This window comes from Nonomuraea glycinis, from assembly GCF_014646515.1.
Taxonomy (GTDB): domain Bacteria; phylum Actinomycetota; class Actinomycetes; order Streptosporangiales; family Streptosporangiaceae; genus Nonomuraea; species Nonomuraea glycinis.
This window is the reverse complement of the sequence record NZ_BMNK01000001.1, coordinates 763701-781934: the sequence shown is the minus strand read 5'-3', so window position 1 is coordinate 781934 and position 18234 is coordinate 763701. Positions and strand designations below refer to the sequence as shown.

Genomic DNA, 18234 nt, shown 5'->3' with positions numbered 1-18234 from the left:
GCCCTCGGCGCAGGCCCGTGGCCGGCGCGACGCGGAGCCGGACCGAGCCCGGCTCTTTCGGCGCACGGTGAGATCCGCGGGGTGAAAGGTCTTGGGTCCGATTTGTCAGGACGATAGAGTCTCGCCCTGAAGCAGCGCCGCGCCGGGGTCGAGGAGGGGCATGTCCAGCACGCCCTTGTCCCTGCCGCAGCCTCCCGCGAAGGCGCCGGAGTTCGGGCGAGACGCGCTGATCGCGTGCGAGAGCCTGGTGCGGATCTACCAGTCCGGGTCGGTCGAGGTGCAGGCACTGCAAGGGCTGGACCTGGTCGTGGACAGCGGGGAGATGGTGGCCGTCGTCGGCGCGTCCGGGTCGGGGAAGTCGACGTTGCTGTCCATCCTGGCCGGGGTCGACGCACCCACCGCCGGGCGGGTGCGGGTCGATCAGTGGAATCTGCTGGACATGTCGCGGGCCGATCGGGTCCGCTACCGGCGGCACACCGTGGGACTCGTACGCCAGCAGACGGCCGCCAACCTCATCCCCTACCTGACCGCGCGGCAGATGGTCGACCTGCCGATGACGGCGGCCCGCACTCCCGGCCGGGTACGCCGCAAGCGTGCCGCCGAGCTGCTGGACCTGCTGGGCGTCGCCGACTGTGCCGAGCGGCGGCCCGCGGAGCTGTCCGGCGGGCAGCAGATGCGGGTGGCCATCGCGGTGGCCCTCGCCAACGAGCCGAGGGTGCTGCTGGCCGACGAGCCGACCGGCGAGCTGGACAGCGCCACCTCGGCCGCGGTGTTCGGGCTGTTACGGGAGACCAACCAGCGGCTGGGCGTCACCGTCGTCATCGTGACCCACGATCCCGCGGTCAGCGGGCAGGTGGAGCGGACGGTGGCGATTCGCGACGGGCGCACGAGCAGCGAGGTGTTGCGGCGTACCGCCACCGGGGACGACGGCGCCCCGCAGGTGATCGCCGAGGAGTACGCGGTGATGGACCGGGCGGGGCGGATTCAGGTGCCGCGCGACTACCGGGAGGCGCTGGCGTTGACCCGACGGGTCCGGCTGGTGCTGGAGGCCGATCACGTCGCGATCCGTCCCGACGGCGGCGGGGCCGCGTGAACGGCGGGCCCCTGGTCGGTGTGCGGGGCGTTCACCGCCGGTACGGCAGCGGGGCGACCGCCGTGCACGCGTTGCGGGACGTGACGTTCGAGCTCGCGGCCGGCACCATGACCGCCCTGGTCGGGCGGTCCGGCTCCGGCAAGACCACGCTGCTCAACATCATCGGCGGCCTGGACCGCCCGGACTCCGGTACGGTCCACGTCGACGGAACGGACGTCACCGCCCTCGACGAGGACGGCCTGTCCCTGCTGCGGCGGGAGAAGGTCTCCTACGTCTTCCAGACCTTCGGCCTGATCCCGGTGTTGTCGGCCGCGGAGAACGTGGGCGCCCCGCTGCGGCTGGCCCGCGTACCTCCGGTGGAGCGTGAGCGGCGGGTCGCGCTGCTGCTGGACCTGGTCGGACTGGCCGCCCATGCCGAACAGCGGCCCGGTGAGCTGTCCGGCGGGCAGCAGCAGCGGGTGGCGATCGCGCGGGCGCTGGCCGCCTCGCCCCGGCTGCTGATCGCGGACGAGCCGACCGGGCAGTTGGACGCCGAGACCGGTCTGTCGGTGATGGCACTGCTGCGCGGGGTGGTGGAGTCGGAGGGGGTGACGGCGCTGGTCTCCACGCATGATCCGACGATGCTCGCGCTGGCGGATCGGGTGATCCGCATCAACGACGGGCAACTCGACGAACATCCCGGCATACGGTCCGACGGGCGGCTCGACGAACATCCCGGCACGCGGTCCGATGGGCGGCTCGACGAGCATCCCGGCATGCGCTCTGATGGGAAGCTCGACGGACGTGCCAACGGTCGGGGCGATTCTTGATCAGTGAGAGCTGCCCGTGCTGAGGCTGGTCGCCCGGCGCGCCCGTGCGCAATGGCCCCTGCTGGCGGCCCTCCTGGCCGTCGCCGTGGTCGGCCCCACGCTGCTCGGCACCTGCGCCCTCCTGCTCACCCGTACCGCCGAGCAGGCGCTGGAGACCGCCGCCTCCCGCGCCACCCCCGACCAGATCGACGTCACCGCCTACACCGTCACCATGCGCGGCGAGCACGCGAGATCCGTCGCCGATGACACCCGCGCCGTGCTGACCTCGGCCCTCGCTCCGTTCGCGACGACGACGGCCGCGCGCGGGGCGTCCGTGATGCGGTCGCTCCCCCGCGCCGGTGCTCCGGCCGTGGCGTACCTGTCGGGGGTGGAGGACCTGCCGGCCCGCGCCCAACTGGCCGGCGGACGTCTGCCTCGGGCGGGTGCCGTGCCGGCGGAGTCCGTGGTCCTGGAGAGCACCGCGCGGCACCTCGGCCTGACCGTCGGCAGCCGGGTCGGCCTCGGCAGAGAGCTGGCCGACGATCCCGACCAGGGGATCGAGGTGAGGGTGGTCGGGATCGTCCGCCCGCTGCCGGGCAGCGGCTGGGAGCGTGACCCCCTCGCCGCCACCGGCTACGATCCGGCCTATCGCGACGGCCGCTCCGCACAGCCGGTGCACGCGTACGGGCCGTTCATCGTCGACCTCGCCGACCTGCTCGGCGGCGGCTCCACCCTCGACCGGCTGGAGATCAGCGCCCTCCCCGACCTGTCCGCCCCCTCCGGCCGCGACCTCGACACCGTCACCCAGGCCGTGCTCGGCGCCGACCGCCGGCTGGGGCGGACGCTCGGCGACCGGGTACGCATCCAGCGCGTCGCCTCCCGGCTGCCCTCGACCCTGCTGGCCGCGCACGATCAGCAGCGGGTCACCACGGCCGCCGTGCTCGCCGTCGCCGCCATCGGACTCGTCCTGACCGCGACCGCCCTCGCCCTCGCCGGCCGGCTCAGCGCCGGGGTGCGCGGTGACGAGACGGCCCTGATGTCCGCGCTGGGCGTCGGCCGCGGTCAACTCGCCGGCGCGGCGCTCGTCGAGGCCGGCGCGCTGGCCGTGCTCGCCACCGCGGTGGCGATCCCGGCCTCGTCCGCCCTGCACGCCGGGCTGACCCGGCTGCCGCCCATGGCCGGGGCCGGGCTCGCCACGCCGTTCGGTGTGAACGCCGCACAGGTGGTGTCCGTCGCCGGCGGCGCGCTGGCGCTGGCGGCGGTGCTCGTCGTGCCCTCGCTGCGGACCTCCTCCCCAGGGGTGCGCGGGCGGCGGGAACTACTCGCCCGCTCCGGCGCCGACCTGCTGCTCGTGGCGCTCGCCGCCGTCGGCTGGTGGCAGTTGCGCGATCAGCCGACCGGTTCGGGCTCTCCCATCGACGCCGTACGGGTGCTCGCTCCCGCGCTGCTGCTCATCGCCGGATCGGCGGTGACGTTGCGCCTGGTGTGGCCCGCGTTGCGCATCGTGGAACGGCTGGCCGTCCGGGCTCGCGGGTTGATGCTGCCGCTGGCCGCGTTCGAAGCCGCCCGCAGGCCACAGGCGGTCGCGGCGGGGCTGCTGATCGGGCTGGGCTGCGCGGCGGCCACGTACGGGATCGGGTTCGACGCCACCTGGCAGCGCTCCCAGCAGGACCAGGCCGATCTGTCCGTCGGCACCGATCTCGCGCTCACCCTCACCGCCCCGCCCGCCGCCGGGCAGGGCCGGGTGGTCGGCGCGGCCACTGGCGGAGAGGTGAGCCCCGCCACCGATCGGGGCGTCGCGGTCGGGCAGTGGCTCGGCGGTGCCGGTGACCCGCCGCGGCTGATCGCCGTGGACACCACGCGTGCCGAGGCGCTGCTGCGCGGGCGGCTGAACGACGGTCGCACCTGGAAAGCCGTGGGCGCCGTTCTCGCGCCGCCGGCGCGCGCCGCCGGTGTGCCCGTCCCGGCCGGAGCCGCGCTCTCGCTGGCCGGGAAGGCGACCGGTACGACGCCGCTCACCGTGACGCCCCGGCTGCTGCTGCAGGATGCGACCGGGCTGCGTACTCCGTGCACCGGCGCGCCCGTTCCGCTCGACGGACGAGCGCATCCGCTGCCGGACTGCGCGACGGCCGAAGGGCTCCGGCTGGTCGCGGTGTCCCTGCCGTTCGCGATCGCGACGGGGAACGTGGGCACCGGCTACTCCAATGCCCTGACGGAACCCCCGGCGGGCGACAGCCGGGTCGCCGTGACGCTCACCGTGGCGGGAGCGGACTCTGCGGCATCGTCGGCGGGAGCGGACTCTGAGGTAGCGTCCTGGACCGCCACCTCGGCCGGGCCGGCCCCCGGGCAGCTCGGCACCCCGGCCGTCGCCCTGACCGGCACCGCAGCGGGCGCCGAGCTGAAAATGACCACGACCGTCGCGCTGAAGGGCCCGCCGGACGCAGCCAGGACCCTGGTCGCCACCGCCTTCCCGGCTCCGGGACCGGTGCCCGTCGCCGTCTCCGCCCGCTTCGCCGCCGAGGCGGGCGCCCGGCGCGGCGCCCGGCTCGACCTCACCGTCGGGCTCACCCCCGTACAGGTGAGCGTGGCCGAGGTGCTGCCGGCCGTGCCGTCCGCTCCGGGCGCGGCGGCCGTCCTGGCCGACTTCGACGCCCTCTCCCGGGCCCTCGCCGTCAGCGGCGACTTCGACGTGCCCGTGGACGCGTGGTGGGTCGGCCGTCCCACCGGAGGCGAGGTGGCCGATCTCCGGCTCGGCAGCGTCACCACGCGCGCGTCCGAGACCGCCCGGCTCACCGGCGGCCCGCTGCGGGCCGGGCTGCCGGCCGTGCTCCGGCTGCTCGTACCGGCCGCGGTGCTGCTGATGATCGCCGGAATCGTCCTGCACGTGACGTTCGATCTGCGGGCCCGCGCGGTCGAGGTGGCGCGCCTGCGGGGTCTGGGGATGACTCGGCGCGAGATCCGTGCGGTGCTGCTCGGCCAGCACGTCGGCATCCTGGTGCCGCTGCTCGCGGCGGGCGCGGTCGTCGGCGCGCTGGCCACCCGCCTCGTCGCGCCACTGCTCGTCCGCTCCGACACCGGCTCCGCTCCCGTTCCGGAGGTGCTGTCCGTCTGGCCGTGGGCCGCCGAGGCCGCCCTGCTCACCGGGCTGCTGGCCGGGTGCGCGCTGGCGGTGAGCGTGGTGGTCGTCGTCCAGGCCCGGCTCGCCGACGCCGCGCATCTGCGGGTGGCGTCGTGAGGATCCCGGCACCGCACTGGCCCAGCGTCGCCGGCCGCGCCCGCGCGGACGCCGGGCCGTTGCTCCTGGCCGCCGTCGTGGTGGTGGCCATCACGTTGCTGGCCGGCGCGATGCCGCCGCTCCTGTCCGCGACCGCCGACGCCGCCGTAAGGGACGCGGTACGCAGCAGCGGCGGCGACCTCCAGGTCCACAGCCGCATGGAAGGCGACGACGGGCCGAACGGCAGCCGCGTCCGGCACCCCCGCCTCGCCGAGGACGTCGACGACTTCCGGGCCAGGGCGACGGATGAGCTCGGCCCCGGCCTGCGCGCCGCTCTGCATCCACCCGTCGCCACCGTCATCAGCCCCACCCTCAAGATCACCGATGGCAGCGTGCTGCGTACGTTCCAGCTCGCCTATGTAGCCCGCGACGGCGGGCCCGACGTGACCTGGATCGCGGGCGGCCCGCCCCGGCCCACCGACTCCGAGACGGCGGCGGTTCCCTACGGCGCGCCGCCGTGGCCGGTGCAGGTGGGCCTGTCGGAGGCGGACGCCGCCGCTCTCCGGCTCCGTCCCGGCGACCGCCTCCCGCTGGCCGACGACCAGGGGAACGTCAAGAAGGTTCAGATCAGCGGCGTCTTCCGGCCTCGGGACAGCGCCGATCCCGCCTGGCGGCTCCTCCCCTCGCTGCTGAGTCCCGTCGCCGGCGCGGACGGCGCGGGAAGCACCCGGTTCGCCGGGCTGCTGTCCCGCGACTCGCTGCCCGACGCCCGGCTCGCCTTCGGACAGGACGAGTTGCGGCGTACCGTCTGGTTCACGCCCGACCCGGCCCGGCTCACCTGGGCCGTGGTCCCGTCGGTCGCCGCGAAGGTGGTCGGGCTCAAGGCGGCCTCCGGCTCCTCCGGCGCCCGGGACGGCTCGCTGAAGTGGGAGACCCGGCTCGACGGGGTGTTGCGGAACGTGAGCGCCCAGGTCCACGCGGCCTCCGCGCAGGCGTCCGTCCTGCTCATCACCCTGCTCGCCGTCGCTATCCTGGTCCTGCTGCTCGCCGCCGACCTGCTGGTACACCGCCGCGCCCCCGCCCTGACGGCCGCCCGGCAGCGAGGGATGTCGCTGCCGGTGATCGGTGGCGAGCTGCTGCTCGAATCCGCCGTGTCGGCGCTGCTGGCCACGGCGGCCGGGCTCGGCCTGGCCCGGGCCGTCGCGCCGGGGGTCTCCTGGGAGTGGATCGCCCCCGTGGTGGTCACCGCCGTCGCCGCGGGACCGGCGTTCGGCACGCTCACCGCCGCCCGCGCCACCCGGGATCGCCGCGTCCCGGCCAACCGGAGTGCGCGGCGGTGGATGCGGAACACCGGACGACTGCGGCGGGCCGCCCTGGAGACCGGGGTGCTGGTGGCCGCGTCCGGCTCCGTCATCGCTCTGTACCAGCGTGGCATCGGTGGCGGGGTGCTGCCCGCGAGCGCGCCCGCCCTCTGCGCGCTCGCCGGCGGGCTCCTGCTGGCGCGGGCGCTGCCCCTCGGGACGCGCTTCGCGCTCAAGCGGCTGCTGCGGTCGCGCCGGCCGCTGGCGGTGTTCGGGGCCGCGAGGGCGGCGGCGACCTCGGCCCGGGTGCTACCGCTGCTGGTGCTCGTGACCTCCGTCGCCCTGGCCTCGTACGCGCTCACCCTGGGCGCCGCTGTCGGCCACGGGACCGCGGCCGGGCCGCTGGCCGCGGGACTGCTGCGGTTGGCGTGGGTCTCGGCGGTGACCCTGCCAGTGCTGGGCCTGCTGGGACTCGCACTCGGCGCGGCGGCCGGCGCGCCGGAGCGGTGGCAGACCCTGACCCGCCTGCGCACCCTCGGGCTGCGGCCCCGGGAGGCTCGCTGGGTCGCCGCGGGAGAACTGCTGCCGCCGGTGGTGGTCGCCGCTGTGGGCGGTCCGCTGCTCGGGGCGGTGCTCGTCCGTCTGACGTTCGGCTCGCTCGACCTGCGCCTGCTCACCGGGGCCGATCCGGCCCTGGCGTCGCCGTGGTGGGGGCTCGGCCTGGTGGCGGTCGTCTTCCTGGCGGCGGTCGCCGTCGTGGTGCCCGTCGAATCGGCGCTACGCCGCCGACGACGGCTGAGCGAGGTGCTCCGCGCGGGCGGCAGCTGAGCCGCGGGCGCCGGCTGAGCCGCTCGGCGCGGGCGCCGGCTGAGCCGCTGGACGGGCGGCGACCCTGACGTGTGCCGCTCACCGCCCGCGGATCCCGGAGTCCAGCGGCGGAAGCGGTGCGGATGAGGAGGTCATCGGCTGGTAAGGGGGCTCCTCCAGACGCTGATATGCGGCTTCGATCACGTTGTCGGCGTCGATGGACGCCTCCAGCAGCGTCATGCCCCGGTCGGTGCGTCGGGTCACGGCTCGCCGCCAGCGATCGAGGTTCTCCCTGCTGAGTTCGAGGAATCTGCGGGCCGGTATCGACAGCGGGGAGGTCGAGGTGATGGCGTAGATCGCTCGTACGGTCAGTGGTTCGATCATGCGCAGGCTCGCTCCCCTGCGTCGAGCGTCCAAGGCCTGGCGCATCGGCAGGACGGCGGCTCCCGCGCCGGCGATGATCAGCGGTACCAGTCCGGCGGGATCACTGACATCGACGACGACGGTGGATTCGACGCCGATGGAGTCGAGGTACGCACGCCCGAATCCCCGATCGACGATCATGGGCAGGCCGCCGAGCAGGGCGGCCGGGATCGGGTCGGGGAACTCGGCGCGCCAACTGGGCGGCAGCGCCAGCACGACCTCGCCCTCCCCGATGCGGAAGCAGTCGATTCCCTGCCGGGACACGGGCGCGACCGCATAGGCGAGCTCGGCCTCACCCGACCTGATCAGGTGGACGATCTCGTCGGTGTCGCCGTCGTGCTGCTTGAGCCGGACCGTGAACCCGGGATGCTCGCGGCGGAAGTGGCCTACCCACGCGGCCAGGAAGTTGGACGTGAGTGAGGTGGAGATCGCCAGGTCGACCCGTCCGCGCTCCAGCCCTCGGTAGCCCTCGGCGACCTGGCGGGCATGGTGCAGGTCACGGACGACCTGGCGGGCCGGCCCGACGAGCGCCTCACCGGCCGGGGCAAGCACCAGTCCGCGCCCGACCCGGCGGAACAACTCCACGCCGAGGTCGCTTTCCAGGCGGCGGATGATCTGTGACAGGGACGGCTGTGCCAGGTAGAGCGCGGAAGCGGCCCGGGTGATGCTGCCCTGGTCGACAACGGCGAGAAAGCATTCGAGCTCGCGGACGTTCATGGTGCGATCCAATGGGGACCCCGCTCACCAGGTCAAGCGCCGCGCCAGCCGGGCGCATCCGAGTCGGCCCCGGCGCGGGGCACCGCTCGGTCCGCCTCGACGGTGACACCGTCGAGGGTGAAGGGCAGCGACGGAACGGTGTAGCGGTCACCGTCCGGCCCGACTCCCGTGGTCAGGACTCCGCTGGCCAGCACGTCCGGCGCCTCGGCCACGTCCTGGTAGGTGCGCACCTCCGCCGCGACGATGCCGTGGCCGGCCAGCATCGCGAGGCACTCCTCCGTCCGCAGGACGCCGAGGGCCCGCGAGATCTCCGCCAGGAGCGCCTCCCGGTTGGCGACCCGGGCGGGGTTGTCGGCGAAGCGGGGGTCGTCGAGCATCCACTTCCGGTCGATGAGCCGGCACAGCCGCGCGAAGTGGTCGGCGGTGTAGGCCGACAGCACGATGGTCCCGTCAGCGGTGCGTACGAGGTCGGCGGCGGGGGCCACGGTCGCCTGACCGTTTCCCTTGCGCCGCGGCTCCTGGCCGGAGGCGTGCCATTCGCCCCACATCGCCGACTGCAGGTGGATCGCGGCATCCAGCAGCGAGACCTCGGCCACCCCGCCCTCGCCGGTGCGCTCCCGGCGCAGGAGCGCGGCGAGGACGACCTGGACGACCGCGTAGCTCGCGGCGACGTCGGCGACGGGGAAGCCGACCCGGAGCGGATCACCGTCGAGCTCGCCGGTGATCGACATCAGCCCGCTCTCGGCCTGCGCGGCGATGTCGAGCCCGGCCCGGTGCGCCGAGGGGCCTCGGGAGGTGAAACCGCGGATCGAGACGTACACGAGCCTGGGGTTGGCCGTCCGCAGGTCGTCGGGCCCGAGCCCGAGGCGGGCCAGCGCGTCGGCCCGCAGGTTCTGCACGACGACGTCCGCCTCCGCGATCAGGCCCAGGGCGGTCTCCCTGTCGCCGGCCTGCTTGAGGTCGAGCACGATCGAGCGCTTGCCGCGGTTGTAGGCCAGGACGATGCCCTCGCCGTAGGCGCCGATGCCGCGTGCCTGGTCGCCGGTGGGTGGCTCGATCTTGATGACCTCGGCGCCGAGGTCGGACAGCATCTGGGTCGCCGCGGGCGCGGCGATGTAGTGGCCGAACTCGACGACGCGAACTCCCGCGAGAGGGGGAATCATGCCGCTCCTACTCTCCGGTGAACACCGGTTTGCGCTTTTCCAGGAAGGCTTGGGCGGCCCGCCGCGCGTCACCGCTGCGGGCGCACTCGACCATACGGGGCACCTCCCGCCGCAGGTAATCGGGCAGCGTGGCCGATCCGGCGTCGGCCAGGTTCTCCTTGGCGTACCGCATCGCCTTCGGCGCCTGCGCGGCGAGCTTGCCGGCCAGCGCGCCGACCCGGGCCGCCAGATCGGTCGTGGTCTCGGTCACGAGTCCCAGGCCGGCCGCCTCGGCGGCGGTGAGCTTGGCCGGGTCGAGCAGCAGCGCCCGCGCGCGAGCGCCACCCACCGCGCGGGTCAGCAACCAGGCGCTGCCCAGATCACCGGACACCCCGGCGCTGACGAACGCGGTGTTGAACACCGCCTCCCGCGCCGCGAGCCGGAAGTCGGCGGCCAGCGCGAGGCTGAGCCCCGCGCCGGCGCAGGCGCCGTTGATGGCGGCGATCGTCGGCGCCGGGAAGTGCGCGAGCGTCTCCACGATGGCCGAGGCCCGGCTCAGCCGTTCGCGGTCGTCGGCCACCGACCGTCCGCGCAGGGTGCGCGTCTCCTGGTCCTGCGCACTGTCCGAGCCGACCCGCGCGAGGTCGGCGCCGACGCAGAAGTCGGCACCGGCGCCCGTGACGACGAGAACGCGCAGGTCCTGCTCGGAGCCGGCCCGCTCGATGGCGGCGAGGAGATCCTGTACGAGCTGCCAGGAGATCGCGTTGCGCCGCTCGGGCCGGTTGAGGGTCACTGTGCCGACCCCGTCGTGGAGCTGGAACAGCACGGTTCCCGAGCCGATCGCCGTCGCGCTCATCGGGGAAGGTCCAGCAGGTCGCGGGCGATGATCGTACGCTGGATCTGCGCGGTGCCGCCGGCGATCCGCTGGCCGCGTACATGAAGGTGGCGCCAGCGGAGATGGCCGAGATGCCCGCCGTCGGACTCGGCGCTCAGCCGGTCGTGATGCCGGCCGTCAGGCTCGGTGCTCAGCTGGCCGTCCACGCCGAGGATGTCGGCGCCCAGGTCGGCGATCGCCAATCTGGTCCGTGACCACAGCAGCTTGGTGACCGAGGCGTCGGCGCCCAGGTCCTGCCCCCGGGCCGTGCGGGTCATCGCGTCGTAGCCGCGCACGCGGAGCAGCTCCAGGTCGGCCCGGCAGCGGGCGATCCGGGTCCGGATCTGTGGGTGTTCGATGGCCGGAAGGCCGTCTTTCCAGGTGTGCCGGGCCGCGGCGATCACGTCGTCGAGCTCGTGGCCGAACTCCACGTACTGGCTGATCGGCGAGGCGTTCCGCTCGACCGAGAGCAGATAGCGGGCCACGGCCCAGCCGTCGTCGATCCGGCCGACCACGTTGCCGTCGACGGGCACGCGTACCCCGTCGAAGAACTCCTCCCCGAACTCGTACGAGCCGGACATCTGACGGATCGGGCGCACGTGCACCCCCGGCAGCGTCAGGTCGATCAGCAGGAAGGTGATGCCGCGCCGTCGTGCCGCCTGCGGATCGGTGCGGACCAGGGCGAACATCGCGTCGGCGTGGCGCGCCAGCGAGGTCCAGGTCTTCTGGCCGGAGACCACCAGGACGTCGCCGTCGCGCCGGGCGGTGGTCGAGAGGCCGGCCAGGTCACTGCCGCTCTCCGGCTCGGAGAACCCCTGGCACCAGATCGTCTCGCCGGACAGGATCCGCGGCAGGATCGTGCGTTTCTGCGCGTCGCTGCCGTAGCGCAGCAGTGTGGGGCCGAGCAGTGCCGTGCCGAGGTAGGTCAGGCCGAGGAAGGGACCGATCGGTGCCCGGGCTCGCGCCATCTCCTCGTCGTGCACCGCCCGGATCTCGTGATCGGCCCCGCGCCCGCCGAACTCGGCGGGCCAGTCGACACCGGCGAAGCCGTTGTCGAACCGGTCCTTCTCCCAGCGACGCCGCAGCTCCAGGGACTCCTCACTCCCGTCCCGGTCGATCCAGAAACGCGGCCGGCGCCGCTTCGCCGGCACGGACTCCTCCAGCCATCGACGGATCTCCCGCCGGAATCTCTCCGCCGCCGGCGAGTATCGAAGATCCATGCCGTGCACCACTCCTTGTCCGACTCGGCCCTGTGCGCACGCCCATCCTGAGCACCGTCGTCCTGGAGCGTCAAAGAGCAAAACCCATGACCGACTCATTGTGTAACGCAATGAGTCGGGGTGAGTTCACGTCTTTGACGTACTACACCCATGCATTGTGAACTGTGTGCCATTCGCGAAAGTGGACCGGTGACATGGACTTCAGGCTCAGTGAGGAGCAGGTGGCGATGGGCGGCGCCGTACGGCGCTGGCTCGATCGCCACCTGGACCTGGCGTGCGTGGCGACGTACGCCGACACGCCCTCGGCGGGGCTCGACGCCGGCCTGCGACGCGCGGCGGCGGACCTCAACTGGCTCGGGGTGACGGCCGCGCCGTCGGATGGCGGACTCGGACTCGGGCTGCTCGACCTTGCCGTGGTCGCTGAGGCGCTGGGGGCCGGCCTCGCCCCGGCGGGCGTCGGAACGGCCATGGCCGCCTGCGACGTCCTCGCGACCTCGATCGACCCGGAGCAGCGGCGTCGCTGGCTCGCGCCGATGGTCGCGGGCGAGATCGTCGGCGCGACCGCCCTGCGCGCTCCGGGCGGCTCGTGGGACCGCGCCGGCATCGCCGTCACCGCCACCGGTGACGGCCTGCTCAACGGCGACGCCGGAATCGTCGGCCATGCCGAGGACGCCGACATCGTGCTGGTCGCCGCCACGTCGGCGACTGGCCCCGCCGTGTTCGTCGTGGCGGCCGGGCATCCCGGGGTGTCGATCCGCGCGGTCGAGACCGTCGACCGGACCGTGCGTGCGGCCCGGGTGACCTTGGCCGATGTGCCCGCTGAGCCGCTGAGCTGGGCGCACGACGAAATCTTCGAGCACATCGTCCGGCGGTTGACCGTGCTGGTGAGCGCGGACCTCGTCGGTGCCGCGGGCACGGCGATGCGGATCACTCTTGATCACCTTCGTGCGCGCCGGCAGTTCGGCCGGGCGATCGGCGGCTTCCAGGCGATCCAGCACGAGATGGCCGAGCTGTACGTCGCATGGACGACGATCACCCACGCGTTGTGGTACACCGCCCACGCCCACGACACCGGGCGCGACGACGCGGCTCTGATGACGTCAGTGGTCAAGAGCCGCGCCGCCGACCTGGCCCGCCAGATGTCCGCCGCGATGGTGCAGTTCCACGGCGCGATCGGCTTCACCTGGGAGCACAGCGCGCACCTGTTCTTCAAACGGCTCCACCGAGACGCCTACGACTTCGGCGACGACGGCTGGCACGACTCGATCATCGCGACGGCCGCCATCGGGCCGGGAACCCATCCTCCCCTGTCCCTCCCAGGAGGTGCCCCATGAGTGTTCTTCCGGCCGGCAGACGCGGCCGTACCGCGTTGCCCACGGTCCTCGCGGCCGTCGTACTCCTCACCGCGGCATGCGGTGCGCCCGCTTCCCAGGGCGGCTATCCGACACGGAACATCCAGCTCATCGTGCCCTATCCGGCCGGAAGCGCCATCGACGCCACGTCCCGTGCACTGGTCGAGATCGTCAACGGCGAGGGCAAGCTCGGCCGGCGCGTCCAGGTGGTGAACAGGGAGGGCGGCGCGGGCTCGGTCGGCACCACGGCGACGCTCAGCGCCAAACCGGACGGGCACACGATCGGCCTCGTGCCGGACGGCCCGCTGACCCTGCTCCCGCGTACCGAGAAGGTCTCCTACGACCCGGCGACGGTCTCGGTGATCAGCGAGGTCACCACGTCGCCGGTGCTGTTCGTGGTGCCCGGCGACTCGCCGTACAAGAGCATCGCTGATCTGGTCGCGGCCGCCAAGGCCCGCCCCGGAGCCATCACGATCGCCGAGGGTCCGCTCAATTACGCCATCCCTGCCCAAAAGTTCGAGCAGCTGACGGGCACGCGGTTGAAGCACGTCAAGTTCGATGGCGACCAAGCGACCGTCACGGCCCTGCTCGGCGACAACGTCGAGGTGGGCGTCATGCAACTGGCCGGCGGGATGGCGCAGCTGAAGGCCGGCAAGCTTCGCGCGCTGGCGATCGCCTCCGCCCAGCCCATCGAGCTCGCCCCCGAGATCCAGACCTTCGACCAGCAGGGCGTCGCTCTGGAGTGGGAAGCCTACAACGTGGTGATCGCGCCGCAGGGACTGCCCGGCGACGTCCAGCGGAAGCTGAACGAGGGGTTCGGCTCGGCCGTCAAGAGTCCGAAGTTCGCCGAGGCGGCGCGGAAGCTGGGGCTGGTCGTCAGCGGGGCCGACGGTGAGACGGCCAAGGCACGGCTGGCCGAGAAGTCCGCTGAGGCGGCGAACCTGATCGCGCCGAAATGAGACGCTTGGGTCTTGTGCGAGAGAGCGCCAAGCCGGATGTGATCGTCGCCGGGTCGCTGCTGGTGCTGGGCCTGCTGTACGGCGCGCTGGCGCTCGGTGAGGGCTTGGGGACGATGGCGGACAGCGGGGCGGGCTTCTTCCCCTTCATCGTCGCGCTCGTCCTGACCGCCGCCAGTGTCACCGTCCTTGTGCAGAGCCGTCGGCGGACGCCGGGCGGCGGCACCCCACCGGAAGACGGCGTAGAAGACGAGGGCGAGGGCGAGGTGCGCTGGTGGCGGATCGCGGGTGTGCTGGCCGCCGCCCTGCTGGTGCCGGCGGTGGGCGAAACCGTGGGGATGGTCGTGACGTTGGCGAACTCCTTGGTCCTGATGGCCAAGGTCATGGGGGTCTCCCGGTGGAGCAGAGCCGTGATCTTCGGGTTCTCCTTCGGCGCCGCCACCTGGTTGATCTTCGTTCGCTGGCTGTCGGTCCCCCTGCCGAGCGGCACGCTCGGCCTGTTCTGAACGGAAGGACGCCCCGTGGGTGACGCGATCGACAACCTCGGCGCGGGCTTCGCCACCTTCGCCGATCCGGCGTACATCATCCTCGCGCTGGTCGGCGTGGTGCTCGGCACGGTGGTCGGCGTGCTGCCCGGCATCGGGCCGATCGGCGCGATGTCGGTCCTGCTCGGGATGACCACGCAGTTGGGCCCCACGGGATCGCTGATCCTGTTCGCCGGCATCTACTTCGGCTCCACGTACGGCGGGTCGACGACCTCGATCCTGCTCAACGTCCCCGGTGAAGCCTCGTCGGTGGTCACCGCGCTCGATGGCCACGAGATGACAAAACGGGGCAGAGCTGGGCCCGCACTGACCATCGCGGCGGTCTCCTCGTTCCTGGCAGGCACCATCGCCATCTTCGGTCTCATGATGTCGGCGCCGTGGCTGAGCGGGATAGCGGTCAAGCTCGGTCCGCCCGAGTATCTGGCGCTGTGCGTCGCGGGACTCCTGCTGCTGGCGGCGCTCGCCGACGGCTCCACCGCGAAAGCGGTCGTCATGATCTGCGCCGGCCTGGCGATCGGCACGGTCGGGATCGACCCGGCCGGCGGTCACTTGAGGTTCACCATGGGGTCCGACGCCCTGGCCGAGGGCTTCAGCTTCATCGCCCTGGTCATGGGGGTCTTCGGCGTGGCCGAGGCACTCACGATGGTCGGCCGGCGCCGGCGCCCGGATCCTGTCAAGGCGCCACGGCTCAGGGAGCTCCTGCCCAGCAGGCAGGAGTCCCGGCAGGCGGCTCCGGCGGCGGTGCGTGGCTCGGTGATCGGCTTCCTGCTGGGGCTGGTGCCCGGCCCTGCCGCCGTACTGTCGACGTTCGCCTCGTACGTCGTCGAGCGGAAGATCTCCAAGGACCCCGGCAGGTTCGGCAAGGGCGCCGTCGAGGGGGTGGCCGGCCCGGAGGCGGCCAACAACGCGGCGGCGGGCGCGGCGTTCGTCCCGTTGCTGGCGCTCGGGATCCCGTTCGCGCCGACCATGGCACTCGTGCTCGCCGCGCTGCTGCTCAACGGCATCGTTCCCGGCCCGACGTTCGTCGAGGATCAGCCCGAGCTGTTCTGGACCGTGATCGCCGCGATGTACATCGCCAACCTGATGCTGCTGGTGCTCAACCTTCCGCTGGTGGGACTCTTCACCCGCCTGCTGTCCATCCCGCCGCAGGCATTGATGCCGTTCGTGATCGGCCTGTGCGTCGTGGGCGTGTACGCCGAGAACAACTCGATGTTCGACGTCATGGTCATGCTGGTCGCGGGACTGCTCGGATTCGTGCTGCGCCGAGCCGGGTACAGCATGGCCCCCTTCGTGCTGGCGGTCGTCCTCCAGCCCACGCTCGAAGTCTCCCTGCGCCAGACCCTGGCCTTCTCCGACGGAAACCCCGGGTACGTCCTCGGACGGCCCGTCACGATGGTGATCCTCGGTCTCGTCGTCCTGGCCGTGGCCTGGTCGGCTCGGCGAGCGCTCCGCGCGCGCAGGGGCATGAGGCAACGCCCCGGCCGGGTCACGGACCAGCGCACGCCCACCCCCGGCGGGTGACGCCCCGCGTGTAGCGCGTGCGCATCGAGTTCTCAGCTCTGGATGTGCTGGTCGTACTGTCTTTGATGCTGTTGGATCTCGTCCGCGTTGTCGACCGTCCAGTCGTACAACCGGCTGAACGGCTCCCGCAGCGATTCGCCGAGCGGCGTGAGTGAGTATTCGACGCCGACCGGCGAGGTGGGCAGCACGCGGCGCGTGATCATCCCGTTGCGCTCCAGGCGGCGCAGGGTCTGGGTCAGGACGCGCTGGGTGACACCCTCAAGGCGGCGCTTGATCTCGTTGAACCGCCTGGGCTCGTTGAGGACCGCCATCACCATCATCGACCACTTGTCGGCGATCTGGTCGAGGATCGGGCGGCTGGGACAGTCGGCCCGGTAGACGAGGTCCACCGAGGTACCGGCTTCGGGAATGGCCATATCGGTATCCTTCGCGATCCTTGAGATGCCAGAAGTGCGTTATTGACGGCTGATCACCCACCACCGCATCGTAAGTATGCATCGGGAACCTAGGTGCCTACCAGATACGGATCGGGGATCTCCATGAACGACGCCTACACGACCCTGCGGGTGCGCCGCGAAGCCGGCATAGCCCGCGTCACCCTCGACAATCCACCTGTCAACGTCCTGGACGCCGCCCTGATGGGCGATCTCCGGCGCTTGCTGACCGCGTTGCGGGACGACGACTCGGTTCGGGTCATCGTGTTCGACAGCGCCAATCCCGACTTCTTCATCGCCCACGTCGACATGTCGCTCGGTGACACGCCGGACGCGTTGGACGAGTTGGCGCGAGACCTTCCGGATGGTGTCAACATTTTTCAGGCCGTGGGGGAACTGCTGCGGCACCAGCCCCAGGTGACCATCGTCAAGCTCGCCGGGATGGCGCGCGGCGGCGGGGCGGAGTTCGTCGCCGCCGCGGACATGACGTTCGCGGCGATCGGCCGTGCGGGGATCGGCCAGATCGAAGCCCTCATGGGCATCGTGCCCGGTGGAGGGGGCACGCAGTATCTCGCCACCAGGGTCGGCCGCAACCGCGCGCTGGAGGCGGTGCTGAGTGCCGACCTGTACGACGCCAAGACCGCGGAGCTCTACGGCTGGGTCAACCAGGCCGTCCCCGCCGACGAACTCGATGACGTCGTCGACCGGCTCGCCCGCAACATCGCCGCCTTGCCCGAGGGCGTGATCGCAGCGGCCAAGCGCGCCGTCCTGCCGGAGGACCTGGCCGAGGGGCTCCGGCGGGAGAACGACGCCTGGATGGGACAGATCATGCGCCCTGCGGCCACAGAGCTGATCCGCGACGGACTGGCCCACGGCGCCCAGACCCCCGACGGCGAACGCGATCTGGAGGGCCTGCTCCGGAGCCTGGCCGGCTAGGACCTGGAATCGTCAGGTGCGCGCCTGCACGGTCATCTCGATCGAGGTAGCCGAGGATGGCGGACTTCCCGGAGGGCATGGTGTCGGCCACCCGTACGGCGCGGACCAGCTCCCCTATCACCTGACGCAGCTCTTCGGCCAGCGCGTTGTCGTCCATGATCTCCACACCACCGCCGCCTGACCGCAGGCGCATCCGCCGAACTCGGCTGAGGCCGCGGCACACGGTAAGAGCACCCCCGCCGGCGGCCCCCGTTTCCGACCCCCACGCTGCCCGGCCCCGTGGCAAGCGGGGGATGCTGCGAAACGCTCTCCTTTGCCTCACTGGCCTGGGTGCGGCCCGTTCTGATGCCGGGTAGCTACTCAATGAGCATGTACGAATACACAAAGTAGCCTGTGAGGGATCTATGGGACTTCCACAAGGACGGTTCTCCATCTACCGGGGCACGGAGCCACATTCCCAGAGCCGAATGGACTTCGTGTACGGCGCTCAGGGCGCCGTCGGCCACCCTACGCACCTGGTGGACACCAAGTGGCTGTGCTGGGGCGCCGTCAACTCCACCCAGGCACGCTTCCACGTGGTGGACGGCCGGGAAGAAGACGGCGGCTGGAGTTGCCGCATGAAAATCGAGGACGGCCCCTACAACGGTTACTGGCTGGACTCCAGCGACGGCTATCTCTGCGCCGTCGGCTCCACCAGCCAGCGGTGGAAATTCCTGGGCGGCGGCGACCAGTGCGAATGGTGGCAAGACGAACGGCCGGTGGTGATCAGCGACACCAAGCCCTCCGGTGCGGGCAACGGCTATCAACTGCGCGCTCAGTACCGCGCCACCCCGCAGACGTACACCATCAGCCGGATCGACGGCTGAGCGCCGGTCGCCGAGCCCTGCCCCGTCGCGATCACAGCAGCTGCT

General features: G+C 72.3%; 16 protein-coding genes. 11 read left to right on the top strand and 5 right to left on the bottom strand.

The features are described 5' to 3' along the window. Positions 1-160: 160 nt before the first annotated feature. Genes IEY87_RS03580 through IEY87_RS03565 form a run of 4 tightly spaced genes read left to right on the top strand, consistent with a single transcriptional unit; the run spans position 161 to position 7224 of the window. Positions 161-1093 (top strand): ABC transporter ATP-binding protein, encoded by a 933-nt coding sequence (locus IEY87_RS03580; RefSeq protein ID WP_189136989.1) that lies wholly within the window; start codon positions 161-163, stop codon positions 1091-1093. Beyond that, the gene (locus IEY87_RS03575; protein ID WP_225276783.1) at positions 1090-1902 is read left to right on the top strand and encodes an ABC transporter ATP-binding protein; all 813 of its coding nucleotides are present in this window, start codon (positions 1090-1092) and stop codon (positions 1900-1902) included. The genes IEY87_RS03580 and IEY87_RS03575 overlap by 4 nt, the downstream gene beginning before the upstream one ends. Positions 1903-1918: 16 nt before the next feature. Further along, positions 1919-5116 (top strand): FtsX-like permease family protein, encoded by a 3198-nt coding sequence (locus IEY87_RS03570; protein ID WP_189136988.1) that lies wholly within the window; start codon positions 1919-1921, stop codon positions 5114-5116. Continuing rightward, on the top strand, positions 5113-7224 hold the full coding sequence (locus IEY87_RS03565; RefSeq protein ID WP_189136987.1) for an ABC transporter permease: 2112 nt from the start codon (positions 5113-5115) through the stop codon (positions 7222-7224). The genes IEY87_RS03570 and IEY87_RS03565 overlap by 4 nt, the downstream gene beginning before the upstream one ends. Before the next feature lie 78 nt (positions 7225-7302). Here the strand turns inward: IEY87_RS03565 and IEY87_RS03560 are convergent, their stop codons facing one another. Genes IEY87_RS03560 through IEY87_RS03545 form a run of 4 tightly spaced genes read right to left on the bottom strand, consistent with a single transcriptional unit; the run spans position 7303 to position 11579 of the window. After that, entirely contained in the window at positions 7303-8343 is a 1041-nt protein-coding gene (locus tag IEY87_RS03560; RefSeq protein WP_189136986.1) for a LysR family transcriptional regulator, read from the bottom strand. Positions 8344-8375: 32 nt separating this feature from the next. Next, positions 8376-9506, bottom strand: a complete 1131-nt coding sequence (locus IEY87_RS03555) for a CaiB/BaiF CoA transferase family protein (RefSeq protein WP_189136985.1) — start codon at positions 9504-9506, stop codon at positions 8376-8378. A gap of 7 nt (positions 9507-9513) precedes the next feature. Beyond that, positions 9514-10341, bottom strand: coding sequence for an enoyl-CoA hydratase/isomerase family protein (locus IEY87_RS03550; protein WP_189136984.1), 828 nt, complete (start codon positions 10339-10341; stop codon positions 9514-9516). Beyond that, entirely contained in the window at positions 10338-11579 is a 1242-nt protein-coding gene (locus tag IEY87_RS03545) for an acyl-CoA dehydrogenase family protein (RefSeq protein ID WP_189136983.1), read from the bottom strand. Before IEY87_RS03545 ends, IEY87_RS03550 begins: the two co-directional genes overlap by 4 nt. Positions 11580-11773: 194 nt before the next feature. On the opposite strand from IEY87_RS03545, the gene IEY87_RS03540 reads away from it, so the two are divergent. Genes IEY87_RS03540 through IEY87_RS03525 form a run of 4 tightly spaced genes read left to right on the top strand, consistent with a single transcriptional unit; the run spans position 11774 to position 15953 of the window. Continuing rightward, positions 11774-12913, top strand: a complete 1140-nt coding sequence (locus IEY87_RS03540; RefSeq protein ID WP_189136982.1) for an acyl-CoA dehydrogenase family protein — start codon at positions 11774-11776, stop codon at positions 12911-12913. Beyond that, complete coding sequence (locus IEY87_RS03535; protein ID WP_189136981.1) at positions 12910-13890, top strand: tripartite tricarboxylate transporter substrate binding protein; 981 nt, start codon at positions 12910-12912, stop codon at positions 13888-13890. The genes IEY87_RS03540 and IEY87_RS03535 overlap by 4 nt, the downstream gene beginning before the upstream one ends. A gap of 14 nt (positions 13891-13904) precedes the next feature. Next, positions 13905-14393 carry a tripartite tricarboxylate transporter TctB family protein gene (locus IEY87_RS03530; protein WP_225276880.1) on the top strand — a complete coding sequence of 163 codons (489 nt, stop codon included), beginning with the start codon at positions 13905-13907 and terminating at the stop codon, positions 14391-14393. 15 nt (positions 14394-14408) lie between these two features. After that, on the top strand, positions 14409-15953 hold the full coding sequence (locus tag IEY87_RS03525) for a tripartite tricarboxylate transporter permease (protein ID WP_225276784.1): 1545 nt from the start codon (positions 14409-14411) through the stop codon (positions 15951-15953). Positions 15954-15985: 32 nt separating this feature from the next. On the opposite strand, the gene IEY87_RS03520 is transcribed toward IEY87_RS03525, so the two are convergent. Beyond that, the gene (locus IEY87_RS03520) at positions 15986-16369 is read right to left on the bottom strand and encodes a winged helix-turn-helix transcriptional regulator (RefSeq protein WP_189136979.1); all 384 of its coding nucleotides are present in this window, start codon (positions 16367-16369) and stop codon (positions 15986-15988) included. Positions 16370-16492: 123 nt separating this feature from the next. Here IEY87_RS03520 and IEY87_RS03515 point away from each other — a divergent pair, with 123 nt between their 5' ends. The 3 genes from IEY87_RS03515 (at position 16493) to IEY87_RS03505 (ending at position 18189) form a co-directional block, all read left to right on the top strand. Then, positions 16493-17323 carry an enoyl-CoA hydratase/isomerase family protein gene (locus tag IEY87_RS03515; protein ID WP_189136978.1) on the top strand — a complete coding sequence of 277 codons (831 nt, stop codon included), beginning with the start codon at positions 16493-16495 and terminating at the stop codon, positions 17321-17323. A gap of 16 nt (positions 17324-17339) precedes the next feature. Further along, a complete protein-coding gene (locus IEY87_RS03510; RefSeq protein ID WP_189136977.1) occupies positions 17340-17504 on the top strand; it encodes a hypothetical protein in 165 nt (54 codons plus the stop codon). A gap of 286 nt (positions 17505-17790) precedes the next feature. Continuing rightward, a complete protein-coding gene (locus IEY87_RS03505; protein WP_189136976.1) occupies positions 17791-18189 on the top strand; it encodes a hypothetical protein in 399 nt (132 codons plus the stop codon). Positions 18190-18234: the final 45 nt, after the last annotated feature.